This is a genomic window from Glycomyces sp. NPDC049804 (assembly GCF_040674615.1).
Lineage (GTDB): Bacteria > Actinomycetota > Actinomycetes > Mycobacteriales > Micromonosporaceae > Glycomyces > Glycomyces niveus.
In genome coordinates this window covers 19,328-34,281 of record NZ_JBFAMQ010000021.1, presented here as the reverse complement: position 1 = coordinate 34,281, position 14,954 = coordinate 19,328, and the positions used below count along the sequence as shown (strand labels likewise).

General features: G+C 69.6%; 14 protein-coding genes. 5 read left to right on the top strand and 9 right to left on the bottom strand.

Annotated features, from left to right (window positions below):
* Nucleotides 1–92: 92 nt before the first annotated feature.
* Entirely contained in the window at nucleotides 93–2,183 is a 2,091-nt protein-coding gene (locus tag AB0K52_RS23320) for an alpha-galactosidase (RefSeq protein WP_363536110.1), read from the top strand.
* Between the two features lie 187 nt (nucleotides 2,184–2,370).
* Complete coding sequence (locus AB0K52_RS23315; protein ID WP_363536107.1) at nucleotides 2,371–2,799, top strand: hypothetical protein; 429 nt, start codon at nucleotides 2,371–2,373, stop codon at nucleotides 2,797–2,799.
* A 56-nt stretch (nucleotides 2,800–2,855) separates the two neighbouring features.
* Here AB0K52_RS23315 and nucS read toward each other — a convergent pair whose 3' ends face one another.
* Together nucS and AB0K52_RS23305 are read right to left on the bottom strand one after the other, a co-directional pair.
* Nucleotides 2,856–3,521, bottom strand: a complete 666-nt coding sequence (gene nucS, locus AB0K52_RS23310; protein WP_363536104.1) for an endonuclease NucS — start codon at nucleotides 3,519–3,521, stop codon at nucleotides 2,856–2,858.
* Between the two features lie 109 nt (nucleotides 3,522–3,630).
* Nucleotides 3,631–5,166 (bottom strand): hypothetical protein, encoded by a 1,536-nt coding sequence (locus AB0K52_RS23305; protein ID WP_363536101.1) that lies wholly within the window; start codon nucleotides 5,164–5,166, stop codon nucleotides 3,631–3,633.
* A gap of 423 nt (nucleotides 5,167–5,589) precedes the next feature.
* Between AB0K52_RS23305 and AB0K52_RS23300 the strand changes: the two genes are divergently transcribed.
* The gene (locus AB0K52_RS23300; protein WP_363536099.1) at nucleotides 5,590–6,594 is read left to right on the top strand and encodes a hypothetical protein; all 1,005 of its coding nucleotides are present in this window, start codon (nucleotides 5,590–5,592) and stop codon (nucleotides 6,592–6,594) included.
* A gap of 140 nt (nucleotides 6,595–6,734) precedes the next feature.
* Here AB0K52_RS23300 and AB0K52_RS23295 read toward each other — a convergent pair whose 3' ends face one another.
* The 5 genes from AB0K52_RS23295 to AB0K52_RS23275 all read right to left on the bottom strand — a co-directional run bounded on the left by AB0K52_RS23295 (nucleotide 6,735) and on the right by AB0K52_RS23275 (nucleotide 8,752).
* A complete protein-coding gene (locus AB0K52_RS23295) occupies nucleotides 6,735–7,292 on the bottom strand; it encodes a hypothetical protein (protein WP_363536096.1) in 558 nt (185 codons plus the stop codon).
* Between the two features lie 71 nt (nucleotides 7,293–7,363).
* Nucleotides 7,364–7,672, bottom strand: coding sequence for a hypothetical protein (locus tag AB0K52_RS23290; RefSeq protein WP_363536093.1), 309 nt, complete (start codon nucleotides 7,670–7,672; stop codon nucleotides 7,364–7,366).
* A 4-nt stretch (nucleotides 7,673–7,676) separates the two neighbouring features.
* Complete coding sequence (locus AB0K52_RS23285) at nucleotides 7,677–7,799, bottom strand: hypothetical protein (RefSeq protein WP_363536090.1); 123 nt, start codon at nucleotides 7,797–7,799, stop codon at nucleotides 7,677–7,679.
* A 276-nt stretch (nucleotides 7,800–8,075) separates the two neighbouring features.
* The gene (locus AB0K52_RS23280; protein WP_363536088.1) at nucleotides 8,076–8,354 is read right to left on the bottom strand and encodes a DUF1905 domain-containing protein; all 279 of its coding nucleotides are present in this window, start codon (nucleotides 8,352–8,354) and stop codon (nucleotides 8,076–8,078) included.
* A 20-nt stretch (nucleotides 8,355–8,374) separates the two neighbouring features.
* Entirely contained in the window at nucleotides 8,375–8,752 is a 378-nt protein-coding gene (locus AB0K52_RS23275) for a DUF1761 family protein (protein WP_363536085.1), read from the bottom strand.
* 79 nt (nucleotides 8,753–8,831) lie between these two features.
* Between AB0K52_RS23275 and AB0K52_RS23270 the strand changes: the two genes are divergently transcribed.
* On the top strand, nucleotides 8,832–9,458 hold the full coding sequence (locus AB0K52_RS23270) for a TetR/AcrR family transcriptional regulator (RefSeq protein ID WP_363536082.1): 627 nt from the start codon (nucleotides 8,832–8,834) through the stop codon (nucleotides 9,456–9,458).
* A gap of 52 nt (nucleotides 9,459–9,510) precedes the next feature.
* The gene (locus AB0K52_RS23265) at nucleotides 9,511–12,765 is read left to right on the top strand and encodes a DUF4132 domain-containing protein (protein ID WP_363536079.1); all 3,255 of its coding nucleotides are present in this window, start codon (nucleotides 9,511–9,513) and stop codon (nucleotides 12,763–12,765) included.
* Nucleotides 12,766–12,813: 48 nt separating this feature from the next.
* Here AB0K52_RS23265 and AB0K52_RS23260 read toward each other — a convergent pair whose 3' ends face one another.
* Together AB0K52_RS23260 and AB0K52_RS23255 are read right to left on the bottom strand one after the other, a co-directional pair.
* Nucleotides 12,814–13,743: an aldo/keto reductase gene (locus AB0K52_RS23260; RefSeq protein ID WP_363536077.1), complete on the bottom strand. Its 930-nt coding sequence runs from the start codon at nucleotides 13,741–13,743 to the stop codon at nucleotides 12,814–12,816.
* A 2-nt stretch (nucleotides 13,744–13,745) separates the two neighbouring features.
* Nucleotides 13,746–14,939 carry an ROK family transcriptional regulator gene (locus tag AB0K52_RS23255; protein ID WP_363536074.1) on the bottom strand — a complete coding sequence of 398 codons (1,194 nt, stop codon included), beginning with the start codon at nucleotides 14,937–14,939 and terminating at the stop codon, nucleotides 13,746–13,748.
* Between the last annotated feature and the right edge of the window lie 15 nt (nucleotides 14,940–14,954).

Below are 14,954 nucleotides of genomic sequence, written 5' to 3'. Positions count from 1 at the left end.
CAACAAGGCGCGCTCTCGGCATGTGATACCGGTTTCTATACGAGGCGGCCCCCGGGGCAGACTGGAGCCGATCAAGACCTTGAGGAGACTCCATGCCCATCCGCTTCGACGAAGCCGCCCTCGCCTGGCACCTCGCCGGGACCGGCCTCTCCTACGTCGTCGGCATCCGCGACGGCCTACCCCGCCAGCTGCACTGGGGTGAGGCGATCCCCGACGAGGCCGTGGCTTCGCTCGCCTCAGTGCAGGACAACGGCGTCTCCTGGAACGACGCGCTCCACACCGGCGCCGAACTCCTCGGCGAGCTCGGCCCCCAGTTCGCCACGCCGTCGCTGCAGCTGCGCCACCCCGACGGCGCGAAGGGCTTCGACTGGCACTACCGCGACCACCGGATCACCGAGAGCGCCGCGAACGGCGACCACCTGGCGATCGCGTTCACCGACCGGGACCTCGTGCTGACCCTGCACTACCGGCTGTGGGACACCGGCGTGCTCGACCGGTGGGCCTCGCTCGAAGCCGGCGCGCCCGTCGAAGTGACCCGCTTCGACTCGGCCGCGTGGACCCTCCCGCACTGGGCCGACTACCGGCTCACGCACCTCAACGGCGACTGGGCCGCCGAATGGCAGCTCCACCGCGTCCCGCTCCCGGTGGGGGAGACCGCTATCGGCTCCCGGCGCGGTTCCACCAGCCACCAGGCCAACCCGTGGACCGCGCTCGACGACGGCACCGCCACCGAGACCGCCGGCCTCGTCTACTCCACCAACCTCGCCTGGTCGGGCTCGTGGCGCGTCCTGCTGCGCCGCTCCCCGCAGGGCCGCGTCTCGATCACCGGCGGCGCCGGACACGAAGGCCTCCAATGGCGCCTGCGGCCCGGCGAGACCTGGACGACCCCGGTGTACTCCGGCCTCTGCAGCACCGCCGGCTTCGGCGGGACCTCGCGCGCCTGGCACGAGCACCTGCGCCGACACATCCTGCCCACGCCCGAGGAGGACGCTCCGGTCCTGTTCAACTCCTGGGAAGCGGTCTACTTCGACGTCTCGGTGGAGAAGCAGCTGCCGCTGGTCGACCTCGCCGCGCGCATCGGCTGTGAGCAGTTCGTCGTGGACGACGGCTGGTTCGGCGGCCGCGTCGACGACCACGCCGGCCTCGGCGACTGGGAGCCCAACCCCGACCGGTTCCCCGACGGCCTCGCGCCGCTCATCGACGCCGTGCACGCCAAGGGCATGAAGTTCGGCATCTGGGTCGAACCCGAGATGGTCAACCCCGACTCGGACCTCTACCGCGCCCACCCCGACTGGGTCCTCCACCAGGCCGGGCGCGACCGCACGCAGCGGCGCCACCAGATGGTGCTCGACTACGGGCGGCCCGAAGTCGCCGCATGGGCCTACGGCAGCCTCGACAAGCTGCTGAGCGGCAACGCGATCGACTTCGTCAAATGGGACCACAACCGGCCCTTCACCGAGGTCGGCCGCCCCGGCGACCCCGACCCGGACCGAGCCTGGTTCGAGCACGTCGAAGCCGTCTACTCCGTCAAAGAGCGGCTGCGAGAGGCGCACCCGCACGTGCGCATCGAAGGCTGCGCGGGCGGCGGCGGCCGCGTCGACCCCGGCATGCTCCGCCACGTCGACTCGGTGTGGACCTCGGACAACACCGACGCGGGCGACCGCATCGGCATCCAGCACGGCTTCAGCCACGCCTACCCCGCGCGGGTCATGGACACCTGGATCACCGACGAGCCCAGCGAGTTCAACCGCCGCACCACCTCGCTCCGGTTCCGCTTCCACGTCGCCAGCGCCGGCGTGCTCGCGGTGGGCGGCAACCTCACCGAGTGGTCGGAGGCCGAGCTGGAGGAGGCCGCTGCGCATGTGGCCCTGTACAAGCGGCTGCGGCCCGTCGTGCAGCACGGCGTCCAGTACCGCCTCGGCGACCCGGCGGCCTCGCCGCTCACCGGGGTGCAGTACGTGCACGGGGACCGGATCGCGGTGCTGGCGTTCAAGACCCCCTGGCACGCCAACCGGGCGCTGGCGCCGCTGCGGCCCGAGGGCGTCGCGGCGGATTCGCGCTGGCTGGACGAGGACACAGGTGATGTCCACTGGGGAGCAACACTGAACGTGACCGGACTGCCACTGCGATGGAGCGGCGCGGACTGGGACTCGGCGATCCTGCGACTTCGCAGAGTCGAGTAACGCCTCCTCTGCGTGATTGCTAATAGGACGCACACGTTCGGTGATGATCCTGGTCCTAAGGGTTGAAGTGAGCAGTATCTCGGGTATCGGCCGGTTGGCTACTGTTCGCCGATTTGCGCCATTGCCCTAGACTCCACGCTGTTCCGCCCGAACAACCCGATCGACCAACATCAATAGGAGATACCCCGTGGCCTACCAGCCCGCCCCGGCCCCCGTCGCCCCGCCCGTCCCCGTCAAGCAGGGCAACGGCTTCGGCGTGACCGCACTCGTGCTCGGCCTCGTCGGCCTGCTCATCTTCTCGTGGATCCCCGGGATCAACCTGTTCACCGCCATCCCGCTCGGCCTGCTCGCCGTCATCTTCGGCATCGTCGCGCTGGCCAAGGCCGGCTCGCGCGGCGGCAAGGGCAAAGGCACCGGCGGCACCGGCTTGATCCTGGGCCTCGTCGCCATCATCGGCGCGATCGCGATGACCGTCTTCGTGTTCAACGCGTTCAAGGACGAGGCCGACAAGATCGAACAGGACACGATCCAGGACTGCGTCGACTCCGGCTACGGCACCGAGGCGGAGTGCCAGCAGCTCTGGGACGACGCCGAGGACTTCGAGCTCGAGCAGTAACCCCCGCAAACACGAAAAGGGCCGCAGCGGTTGCGCTGCGGCCCTTCGTCATCCGTCTAGAACAGCCTCGGCTGGCTCTCGTCCACGGCGCCCCGCAGATCGTCGTAGTCGAGGACGACGCAGCGGATGCCGCGGTCCTCGGCGAGGACGCGGGCCTGGGGCTTGATGGCCTGGGCGGCGAAGACGCCGTCGACCGGGGCGAGCAGCGGGTCGCGGTTGAGCAGCTCCAGGTACCGGGTCAACTGCTCGACGCCGTCGATCTCGCCGCGCCGCTTGATCTCCACGGCGACGTGCTTCCCATCCGAGTCCCGGCACATGAGGTCCACCGGCCCGATCGCGGTCGGGTACTCGCGGCGCACCAGCGACCAGCCCTTCCCGAGCGGCGCGGTGTCGGCGGCCAGCAGCTCCTGCAGGTGCGCCTCGACGCCGTCCTTCTGCAGCCCGGGGTCGACGCCGAGCTCGTGGCTCGAGTCGTGGAAGACCTCCTCGATCGTGATCTTCAACTGGTCCCCGGTCTTCTTCGACGTCACCGTCCACTCCGTGGCCGCCTCGACCACCGTGCACGGCGGCGTCATCCAGTTCAGGGGCTTGTACGACCCCCCGTCGGCGTGCACCAGCACGCTCCCGTCCGCCTTCCAAATGATCAACCGGGTAGCCATGGGCAAATGGGCCGAAAGCCGCCCCGTGTAATCGACCTGGCACCTTGCCACCAACAAACGCATGCCCAGCACCCTACCCGCGGCGTGGTGGTCGACCATCAAGGCGGGCAGCTTGGTGATCGGGCCTTCGGGCCGCTGTCGGAGCGGCCCGAAGGCGTGGGCTTCGGTCAGGTCAGCGGGATGGCGGCCACGGGTATCCAAGGGCTTCCGCGTGCTTCTGGGAACCGCCGCAGACCCGGCCGACAGACTTCGGGTCTGTGGAGCGGAGATTCTCGACGACTTCCTCGACCTGGTCCGCGACGGCGCCGGAGTCGATAGTGATCGAGTCGAGGACCTCGACCTGGTACTCGAACTGAAGCCATGGGCGATCACGACTTGGCGGTTCAGGGTGCCAAAGGAACAACCCCATGATCGAGCGGTCGGAGTTCGATGAGCCAGCACCACCATTGCGGCAGTCCCAGCGACTCAGGAGCGAGGGTTCTTCGCGCAGTCGCTGATTGAGTAGCCGAGCCGTCCGCAGAGCGGGCCATTCCCAGGAGCGGTCCTCTTCGGCACGGGCGACCTCGGCGTCGTACTCGTCCGCGTTGAAGGCGAACCGCGCAGGTTCTGAGCGACTGCGCGTCGCCCTCACCTCCCAGAGCACCTGGCCCATAGCCTCGTCTCTGCGGATCTGCGCAGCCAGGACGCCGCAGCAGCCTTCTGTGCAGTCGGCTTCGGAGAGCCAGACTTCGTGTGCTTCGGCCAGCGCCCGCAGGCCCTGCTTCCGATGGAGCAGACGCAGAGGGTTATCCGGCACGCCGAGGTCGAACATGCTCGTGACCAGGGGAACGCCGTCGGCAACCAGGTGTGTCCGAGGTGGCTGCCTAGTGGCTGGAGCCGGTACGGCGATGCGAATAGCCAATCCAGGGGGGAAGTCGCCCTCGTTGTCGTTGGCCCGTTCGATGTACTGGTGCAGCCAGATCGCGTCGCTGTCATGGGGATCGAGCGCCAGTGCCGCTGACACGAGTGCACAGGCCTCAGGGGCTTGCAATGCGGCGAGAAGGTCGCGCGCGATGCTGGCGCGCAAGCCCTGCTCGATGTCGAGGAAGGCGCTGTGCCCGTAGAGGAGATCATCGCGGACCTGCGCGATTCCCGTGAGCCCGGAGGGGCCCGGACCGAACAGCTCCGGCCGCTTCGCGGCAAGGGCCAAAGCAGAGGTGAACTGCTTGCTGCCCTTGATCCAAGTGGGAGTATGGCTTCGATGACTCATCATCCGGAGGAGCTCGACCAGATCCGCGACGTCCAGCACCGCAAGCAGCGACTCGATGTCCTCGGCGGAGAGCGCCGCGAGCGCGTCGGTGTACGTGGTTTGGTCTGGCAACGAGGAGCGTACGGCCAGCCAATGCAGGGACTGCCCGGGATGCGAGCGGGTCTTGAGCAGCTTCGATGCGGCGTAACCAAAATCGCCTTGAAGCAAGGCGATCTCGCGGATGAGCTCGATGTCCTCGTCGGCTACGACGGCGTTCAGTAGGTCGAGTCCGGTCATGAGCTCGAGGGTGGTCACACCTCGTCGGAGCAGGTGGAGCGCGATGGTGCGGATCGTCTCCGGTTCGAGTCCGAGTTCGCCATCGGCGTTCTCGAGCCGTAGGCCCCAGTGGTACTGGATAGTGCGCATTTGCTCGCAGAGCCGATCGAGATCCTCAACGGCACCCGCCGCGGCCTGGATCATGTCTCTCACCGCTGCGCGTCCTGCGCGGCGATCGCTGCGGGCGGCCTTGAGGTCGTTCCGGCCGCGTACTGAGCGATCGGGAATGAGCTGGCGACTGCCGGGTCTCGGTCGTGCGGCAGCGCTTTGGAGCGCCTTGATCGCGCTGTCCGGGATGGGGGTGTCGGGATGACGAAGCAGGAGTGTACGAATGCACTGGTGAATGGGAACGAGGTCTACGTCGAGCGCACTGCGCTCGCCGGGCCCCGTCATGAACCTGAAGTGCTCGTTTCGTTGAACATCATGTCGACAATCTAGCCGCTCTCATTCCGATCTGGCAATGGGGCACCTAAGAACACGAGATGAGACCCGGAGCTACGCCGACGGGTGTCAGCGGCTGGCACTACGATTCTTACATCCTCGCCACTGATAGATGAAACCCAGCTTATGGCTCTCACTACCCCGCCTCGCCCCTATGACATCCTCGCGCCGTTCCCGGAACTCGCCGCGCACTCCAGGTCCGCGGTGCGGCTCCATCCCCGCCTCGGGAACCCCGGTGTCGACGAGAGCTCGCTGGGCGGCCCCGTGCTTTGGCCCGCTGACGAGCCCTGGCCGACATGCGACCTCGAGCACGAGGACTGCAGCGACGAGCCTTTCGACTACGTTCGGGCGGAACGGGAGTACCTGCGAGACCGCGACCGCCGGCAGGAACAAGGGGAGAAGCTCGACTGGGAGGTCGAGCGCCAACGCTTGCATCAGCTGCGCCTGGAGCACTCCAGCGACTACCATCCCGATTACGACGAGGACGCGCCGCAGCCGCTCATCTCGGTCGCGCAGTTGTACTACCGTGACGTGCCGGGCCTGCCTTGGCCCGACCGATACGACCTTCTCCAGGTGCTCTGGTGCCCACGCGACCACCCGGACTGCGACACCCCCTGGAACCCGGTCTTCCAGCTTCGCTGGCGCCGAACCGAAGAGGTCGCCGAAAGGTTGAACGATCCGCCGCTCCCGGTCGTCTGCAGCGGCGAGTATGTGCCCAATGTGTGCGTCGTCAATCCAGAAGTGGTGACCGAGTACCCGAACGCGGCGGACCTGCCCGATTCGCTCGCCAAGCGCATCAAGGAATGGGCGGAGAAGCAGAACCTGTCCTCGGCGTACAACTGGAACGTCGCCTTCGCTCCCGGCTGGAAGGTCATGGGGCACGGCGGCATCTGGGGGATCATCGACCCGTACCCGATCCTGTGTGACTGCGGTGCCGAGCAGCTGCCGCTGTTCACCGCCCCCAGCGGCGAGTTCGATGGCGGAACGGGAAGTTGGCAGCCGATCGAGGAAGCCGGAACCGGCTACAGCTACTCGGACCCGGTCGAGGTGACGATCGGACGTGGGTACACACTCCAGCTGTACTACTGCCCCGAATCCGAGAACCACACCGGCCGCACGGAAATGTTCTAGGTGCAGCAAGGCTGCGGGACCGTCCCGCGCGACCGTGGGGCTCGGCGTTGTTGTGTGAAAGGCAGCCTGTATTTCCGGCTGGTCTTCGAGGACGGTTCGGATTTCGAGGTCGTGCTCCAGAACCGGACCTCGGCCCGAATCTAGATTGTCGATAGAAGCACGACCAGCAACAATACTGCGGTGATGACCGAGCACGCTGCCCAGGCTTTCGCGTATGTTCTGCGGCCTCGGCGGTGCGCGAGGTAGGCCAGACCCGCGGGAGCCCCGATCGCGGCGGCTGCGCCGCAGGCCAGGCGCAGGATGATGATGTGGTGCTCGGCTTGGGTGAGGTCACGGTCGACGACGGCGAAGCCGGTCGTGGCGGCTTCGACGAGCATGGCTGGTGCTGCGCAGAAGAACAGGATTGCCAGCGCGTACCACAGCGGCTTGTATCTTCGCCCTTGAGGACTGAACCCGGCCGATGCCCCGAGGATCACAGCAGGACCGATCAGCAACAATGGCGCGAACCAGAACTCGAAGCGGGCTCGTGCGCGGGCTTCGTCGGCAGGGCACCCGCCCGGAAGCGGGTCGGGATACACGCAAGCCAAAGCGGCATCTGACATGAGCCACATCAGCGAAGCAAGCCAGGCAACTACCAGGCAGACGTTCACTCCGCGACGAAGCCAACGCTGCCGGTCTTCATGAGGGGCGTGGAACACGGGCCAAACCTAGCCGCCCCGTTGTATGAAGCGCCTGTAGGCCGAGTCGACTTTGGCCGGCCCAAGGGTTCTCAGTCGAAGGGTGTGTCGCTCCAGCGGAACCAGGCGCGGTCGTTATCGATGTGGAGGAGGAATTCGGCTGCGGGGCCGTCTTCGGAGTGGAGATCGAGCTGGGTCTCGATTTCGGTGTAGACCGTTTCCCATGTTTCGGGGTGGTCTTCGACGAGTTCAAGGCTGCGGTCGAAGAGGGGCTTGAAGGCTTCGAAGCCCTGCAGGGGTTCGAATTCGCCTTCGAGCCACGGGAAGTCGGCGTTGTCAATGGTGATGCGACCGATGATGCGGTCGCCGTGGTGGAGGGCCCAGACCTCGCCTTCGCGCATCGTCTCAGGCCTGGATGTCGGTGGCGGTCCCGTCCGCCTTCCTAATGATCGACCGGGTAGCCATGGGCAGGTGGGCCGAAAGCCGCCCCGTGTGATCAACCTGGCACCGTGCCACCAACAAACGCATGCCCAGCACCCTACAGGTGCGGTCTCGTACGCGCCGCGAACCCGGTGCCGGCGTGAGACGTGCGGATGAGCGGTGGTTCTCGGGGTGCTCGTGGTGGCTGCACAGGTGTGTTGTCGGTGGGGGCGCGTACGGTTCTCGGCGTTGGGCCGGACGGAGATCGCAAGGGACTCGCGGCCATGGAGGGCGGGTAGAGAAGGTCCCCGGCAGCCGGCCCGGGACTCGAAAGTATTCCGTGTCCCCGCCCTCCACTTTTCCGGCCGCGTTGCCGAGGTCTGTCTAGTTGAGGCGCTCGGTGAGGTGGACTTCGACGGTGTCGCCGTCGGTCTTGCCGAGTCGCCGGCGGATGGCCGCGGCGACGGGGAGTTTGTGGGTGCCGTCCCCGAGGGCCATGAAGGCGCCTCGGAAGGGCACGCCGTCGACGGTTCCGGCGACTTTGACGAGGCCGCGGGTGCCGAAGATCGTCGCGGAATCGGGCAGTTGGACGCAGGTCCAGGTGTCGCCGGGCCGGACTTTGCCGAGGGTGGCGGTGAACGCGATGTCGAGCGGTGTGGTCATGATGCCTCCTTGGTCCAGTGTCAGCCGAGCAGGCCGATGAGGGCGCCGATCAGGGTGAGTTTCGCGATCCAGTCGAAGGCGTGGAGTGCGGCGAGCGGCACCGGGACGCCTTCGTGCACGATCGCGCCCGAGAGGATCGCGGCGGGCAGTGCGCCCAGGGCCAGGCCGAGGAGGGCGCCGGGGCCGAGGCCGTCCCAGTCGGCAACCTGCATGAGTCCGGCGATCAGGCATGCGGCGACGACGCTGCGGAGGAGGACCGCGGCCATCTGGGCGGCGACGGGCACGCCCGGCCGGGGTCTGCTGTGGCGCTGGACGTATGCGGCGACCGGTGGGGCGCCGTAGAGCACCGCGCTGAAGACGAATGAGGCGATGGCGGCGACGGCGATGGCGAGCACCATGGCGTCCTCCTTTTCGGTACTAGGTAGTACTCAAAATGTAGACCTAGTTTTCAGTCCGGTCAAGTACTAAAATTCGGGGATGCCCGACACCGCCCGCCGACGCGGCCGCCCGTCCGGTCGCACCGGCGCCGACCTCATCGACACCGCCCGCGAAGTGCTCCTCGAACGCGGCTACGGCGGCACCACGATGGACGAGGTCGCCGCCCGCGCGCACATCTCGAAGGCCTCGCTCTACCGTGAGCACCCCTCCAAGGACGCGCTCTTCGCCGCGGTCGTCCGCGCCTGGGCCGAGGCCGGGCGCGACGCCATGCGCCCGCACCTGGCGCGGCTCGTCGACGGCGAGGACCTCCGCGCCGACCTCATCGCCCTGGGCGAGACCATGCGCGCCGGCGTCCTCGGCCGGGACGTGCTGAACATGCGCCGCCTGGTCGCCAGCGAAGCCAAGCGCCTGTCCGAGGTCGCGGCCGGATACCTCGAGGACAGCTGGCAGCGGAACATCAGGGCGCTGGCCGACGCGCTCCAAGCCCTCCAAGGCCGCGGGCTGCTGCGCCTGCGCGACCCGGTCGCGGCCGCCGACCAGTTGACCTGGCTCGTGATCGGCTCACCCCTGAACCGGTGCCTGCTCACCGGCGCCGAGGGGGCGGGGGAGGACGCCGCCCCCGTCGCGGACGCGGTGGACCTCTTCCTCGCCGGGTACGGGACCTAGGCGCCGGTGTTCGACGGGGGCGGTGTCGTACTGGGTTCCTATGCTCTTGTGCGTGAATGGAACTGATCCCTCGATCTCCGAAGACCGCGTCGACTTCCCCGACGAGTGGCGCGAACTCACGCTCGACCGGCGGGGGCGAGGCACGCCCCGACCGGTCGCCGTCGATCCCGATGCGCCGCAGCGGTTGCAGGCGCTCTTCGCCAAGCACGCCGAGGCGATGGAGGAGGTGGCCGCCCGCCCTGAGGTCGCCGGGCACGCGGCGGCGATCCGCGCCGGCATGGCCGGCGAGGCCGACCCGCAGGGGGCGGCGCTCGCCCTGCTGTTCCTCGCGCAGATCGCGCCGGGGGTCCGCCGCGCGACCGAGGCGATCGGCTGGGACGCGTGGATCGGCATGCACGGCTTGGCCTTCGCGTGCCAGGCCATGACCGAGCTCATCGGCTTCGACGTGCACTACCCGACCGCGCGGCACTACCAGATCCGCGTGCGGATCATGGAGCCCACTGTGGAGCGCGTGGCGCTCATGATGGACCACGTGGAGCGCATCGCCACGCTGCGCTCCCTCCTTGCGGCCCTTCCCGACGGCGAGTACGAGGCAGTGCGCGACGCCGTCGCGGCGCACCGCACCTCGGAAGCGAGACGGTTCGGCGCCGCGCTGCTCATGCCCGACCAGGCGGACTGGGCGGAAGAAGCGCTCAAGCTCCACTACGGGTCGCGCAACGGCGCATGGGGATACGGGCTCGTCTGGGCGATCGCCCAGGACCGGGAGCAGGCCGACCTCGCGGGCGCGCGCGTGCTCGGCGTCTACGGCAAGGTCGCCGAGCGGGCCGCACTGCTCGTCGACGCGCTCGGCGCGGACTCGCTGGCCGTGCTCGTCAACACCCTCGAAGGCGAGAACCGGCCCGACGCGGAAGTGCGCGAACTCCTCTTCGACACCATCGGCCGCCTGCCCTCCGAGGCGGCCGCCGCGTACCTCCTCGACCACCTCACCAACCCGCTCGCGGCCGCGGCGGCGGTCCACGGCGCCCGCCGGTTCCCGGGCCGGTACCTGCGCGCGGTCGCCTCGCTCGCGCCGAACGCCCACGCCGCCACCAGGGTCCGCCTCGCCGGGTTCGCCCGCGGGAACGGCCTGCTCGACCGGGCCGAGGCCTTGAGCAAGGCCGAACGGGAGCTCGTCACCGCCCTGGTGGAGCGCCGCCACCCCGACGCCGCGTCCCTGCCCGAGCACTTCGCCACGCCCCCTTGGGCTCCGTACGCGAAGCCCGCGTCCAAGCGGGCGGCACTGGGCCTCACGCCCCCCGCGATCGACGAACTGCGCTGGGCCGCAGACGAACAGCAGTCGTGGCTGGACGCCAACGAGCACGCCGGGTACTGGCGCGACTCGAAGGTGTGGAGCCGGTACCGCCACGGCGAACTCGACGACCCGAAGCACTACTACTACAACCAGCTCGTCGCCTACGGCCCGGAAGAGCGCTCGCGCAAGGCGTTCGACAAGTGGGACGGCAACTCCGACTACCTCACCGTCCAGACCTTCCAGGCGATCATCGCCCGCTACGGCGACGAGGCGAAAGCGCGCTCGACAGCGCTCCTCAAGCGCAAGTCCTCGCTCCGCGACGCCTTGTCGCCCTTCGTGAACCTCGACATAGCGCGGCTGTGCGCGGGCTGGCTCTCACGTTCCCGCAACGAGCGCACCGCCGCCAAGGCCTGGCTCGACCGCCACGCGGAAGCGGCCGCCGCGCTCCTCGTCCCGGACGCGGTCGGCAAGGACCCCAAGTTCCGCAAGACCGCCAACGACGCGCTCCGGTACCTCGACCGGTCCGTGGTGGAGGCACAGGCCGCGGTGCACGGGGACGAGGCGTCCGCCGCCGTCGCGGCGCTGCTCGACGCCGACCCGTTCGACCCGCAGCTGCCGCGCATCCCCAAGCCCGGCGCCTGGGCCGACCCGAACCTGCTCCCGCAGGTCCTGCTCGCCGACCGCTCCGCGGCGCTGCCGGACGCGGCGGTGCGCACCCTCATGACCGCGCTCGCGATGGACGCGCCCGAGCGGCCGTACCCGGGCGTCGACGCCCTTGCGGCCGAGTGCGACCCGGCCTCGCTCGCGGCGTTCTCGTGGGGCCTGTTCGAACTGTGGCTCTCGACGGGCGCGCCGTCGAAGGACGCGTGGGCGATGGACCAGCTGCGGCGCTTCGCCGACGACTACGCGGTGCGGCGCCTGACCGACCTCATCCGCGAATGGCCCGGCCAGAGCCAGAACCGCAAGGCCGTGCGCGGCGTGGAGGTGCTGGGCGGGGTCGGCTCGGAGTCGGCGCTGCGCGCGGTGCACGCCATCGCCCAGAAGGCGAAGTTCAAGGCGCTCAAGAAGACCGCGACCGAGCAGATCGAGGTCATCGCCGAGCGGCTGGAGCTCACCCTCGAGCAGCTGGGCGACCGGCTCGTGCCCGACTTCGGCCTGGCCGAGGAGTCCCTGGTCCTCGACTACGGGCCGCGGTCCTTCACGATCAAGTTCGACGAGGCGCTCAAGCCTTACGTGATCGACGACAAGGGCAAGCGGCGCGCCAGCGCCCCCAAGCCGAACGCGAAGGACGACCTGGAGATCGCGCAGCCCGCGTACGAGCGGTTCGCCGCGCTGCGCAAGGACCTCAAGGCCACCGCCGCCGAGCAGGTCAAGCGGCTCGAGGCGGCCATGGCCGCGGGCCGCACCTGGTCCCGGGCGGAGTTCCAGGAGTTCCTGGTCGACCACCCGCTCATGCGGCAGCTCTCGAGCCGCCTGGTGTGGCAGGCCGGCGGGACGTCGTTCCGGATCGCCGAGGACCGCACGCTCGCGGACGCCGAGGACGAGCCGTTCGCGCTGCCCGAGGACGCCGTGGTGCGCCTGGCGCACCCGCTCACCCTCGGCGAGGAGGTCACCGCCTGGGCGGAGGTGTTCGCCGACTACGAGATCCTGCAGCCGTTCGACCAGCTCGCCCGACCGGTGTTCGAAATGACTGAAGAGGACAGAAAGGCGGGGCGCCTGAGCCGGTTCGAAGGCGCCACGACCGGCGGCGGGCCGCTGCTCGGCCTGCTCAACCGCGGCTGGAAGTTCGGCGGTCCCGCCGGGCGCGGCGGCTACGGCATCTACCGCGACCTGCCCGGGGGCGGCTGGGTCTACATCGACGCGAGCCCGGGTGTCCACCCCGGCTACGGGTACGGGTACGACAACAGCGGGGACCACAAGCTCGAGAACGTCGAGGTCTCGCTTCCTGAGAGCGGGATCGATCAGGTGCTGATGTCCGAGGTCATGCTCGTGATCGCGCGGCTCAGCCGCTCATAGCGGCAGGGGCGCCCCGCGACCGCGGGGCGCCCTCATTCCAAAGATCGGTCAGATCCGGGCGTCGGGAGCCAGCGCCTCCAGCTCCTCCCACAGGGATTCGGGGATCTCGACGTCGAGCAGCGCGATGGTCTCGGCCGCGCGCTCCGGGCGGGAGATGCCGACCACAGTGGAGTCGACGAGCGGCGAGCGGGTCGAGAACTGGAGCGCGGCCGCGATGAGCGGGACCCCGGCGCGCTCGCAGGCCTCGGCCATCTTGAAGGCCGCGGCGGCGATGGACTCGTCGCGTTCGCCGTAGCAGTACTTCGGCTGCTGCGCCGGGCCTTTCGCGAGCATGCCGCCGCCGTACGGGGCGGCGTTGAGGACGCCGAGGCCGTCGGCCCTGGCCTTGGTGAACAGCTCCTCGGCCTCGCGGTTGAGCAGGGTGTACCGGTTGTGGTTGAGCACGATGTCGAATTCGCCGGTGTCGAGGTACCGCCGGCTCAGGCGCACGTCGCCCGAGGCCACCGCGAGGTGCTCGGCCACGCCGGACTCGCGGATCTCGACGAGGGCCTCGAGCGCGCCGCCGGGCGCGAAGCCGTCCTGGCTCATGAACTCCGGGTCGTGCAGGGCGAGGATCGGCAGGCGGTCGACGCCGAGCCGCTCCAGGCTCTCCTCGAGCGAGCGGCGCACCCGGTCGCCCGAGTAGTCACGGGTCTCCGGGTCGGCGTCCACTTTGGTCTGCAGGACGAAGCCCTCGGGGAGGCCGCCGCGGCGGCGGATGGCCTCGCCGATGCGGCGCTCGGAGAGCCCGTCCTTGCCGTAGTTGTTGCCGGTGTCGAGGTAGTTCACGTCGCTGTCGAAGACGGCGAGGATCGTCTGGACGGCCCGCTCGTCGTCCACCTCGTAGCCGTACACCGCGTCGAACCCGGCGAGGGTGCTGGTGCCGATGCACAGGGGCGTGACTTCGAGGCCGGTGCGGCCGAGGGTGTTGCGCTGCATCATCATCCGTTCGTCTTGAAATCGGTGCTCGCGTCGAGGCGGGCGGGGTCGAGGGCGTGCTCGATGACCATGACGCCCGCGCCGATCGCGCCGCTGCCCTCGCCGGTGCGGGCGGCGGCGATGCGCAGGTGCCGGGTGGCCAGCGGGAGCGAGCGCTGGTAGATGACCTCGCGGACGCCCGCGATGAGGTGGTCGCCGGCGAGCGCGAGGGAGCCGCCGATGACGATGATCGACGGGTTGAAGAAGTTGACGGCCCCGGCGAGGACTTCGCCGATGTCGCGGCCGGCCTGGCGGACCAGGCGCAGGGCCGGGACGGAGCCGGAGCGGGCGAGTTCGACGACGTCGAGGGAGCCGCCCGCGCGGATGCCCTGGTCGGTGAGGCGCTTGGCGATGGCGGCGCCGGAGGCGACGGCTTCGAGGCAGCCGGTGTTGCCGCAGCGGCAGTGGACGTCGTCGGCGCCGGCGACGCGGATGTGCCCCATGTCGCCGGCGGCGCCCTGCGCGCCGCGGTAGACCTGGCCGCCGACGATGATGCCGCAGCCGATGCCCGTGGCGGCCTTGATGAACAGCAGGTGCTCGTGCTCGCGCCAGGCGGTGAAGTGCTCGCCGAGGGCCATGATGTTGACGTCGTTGTCGACCATGACGGGCACCGGGATGCGCTCGCGCACGTAGGAGGGGACGTCGAAGCCGTCCCAGCCGGGCATGATCGGCGGGTTGACGGCGCGGCCGGTGTCGTGCTCGACCGGTCCGGGCAGGCCGATCCCGACGCCGAGGAGGTCGCCGACGGGGCGTCCGGCCTCGGTGAGGAGCGCGAGGCCGTGTTCGACGGTCCAGTCGAGGACGGCCTTGGGGCCCAGGGCGATGTCGAGGTCGGCGGTGGCGGCGGCGAGGACGTTCCCGGCGAGGTCGGTGACGGCGAGGCGGGCGTGGGTGGCGCCGAGGTCGGCGCCGAGGACGATGCGCGCGGCGGGGTTGAACGCGAAGGTGGCGGGGGGCCGGCCGCCGGTGGAGGCGGTCTCGCCGGTGGGGGCGATGAGGCCGGAGGCGAGGAGGGCGTCGACGCGGCCGGTGACGGTGGAGCGGGCGAGGCCGGTGATCGCCGAGAGTTCGGAGCGGGTCCGGGGCGTGCCGTCGCGCAGGAGTTGGAGCAGCGCTCCGGCGCCGACCGAGGCCCCGGGGGCGGGACGGCGGGGCACGGGAGAACCATCTGT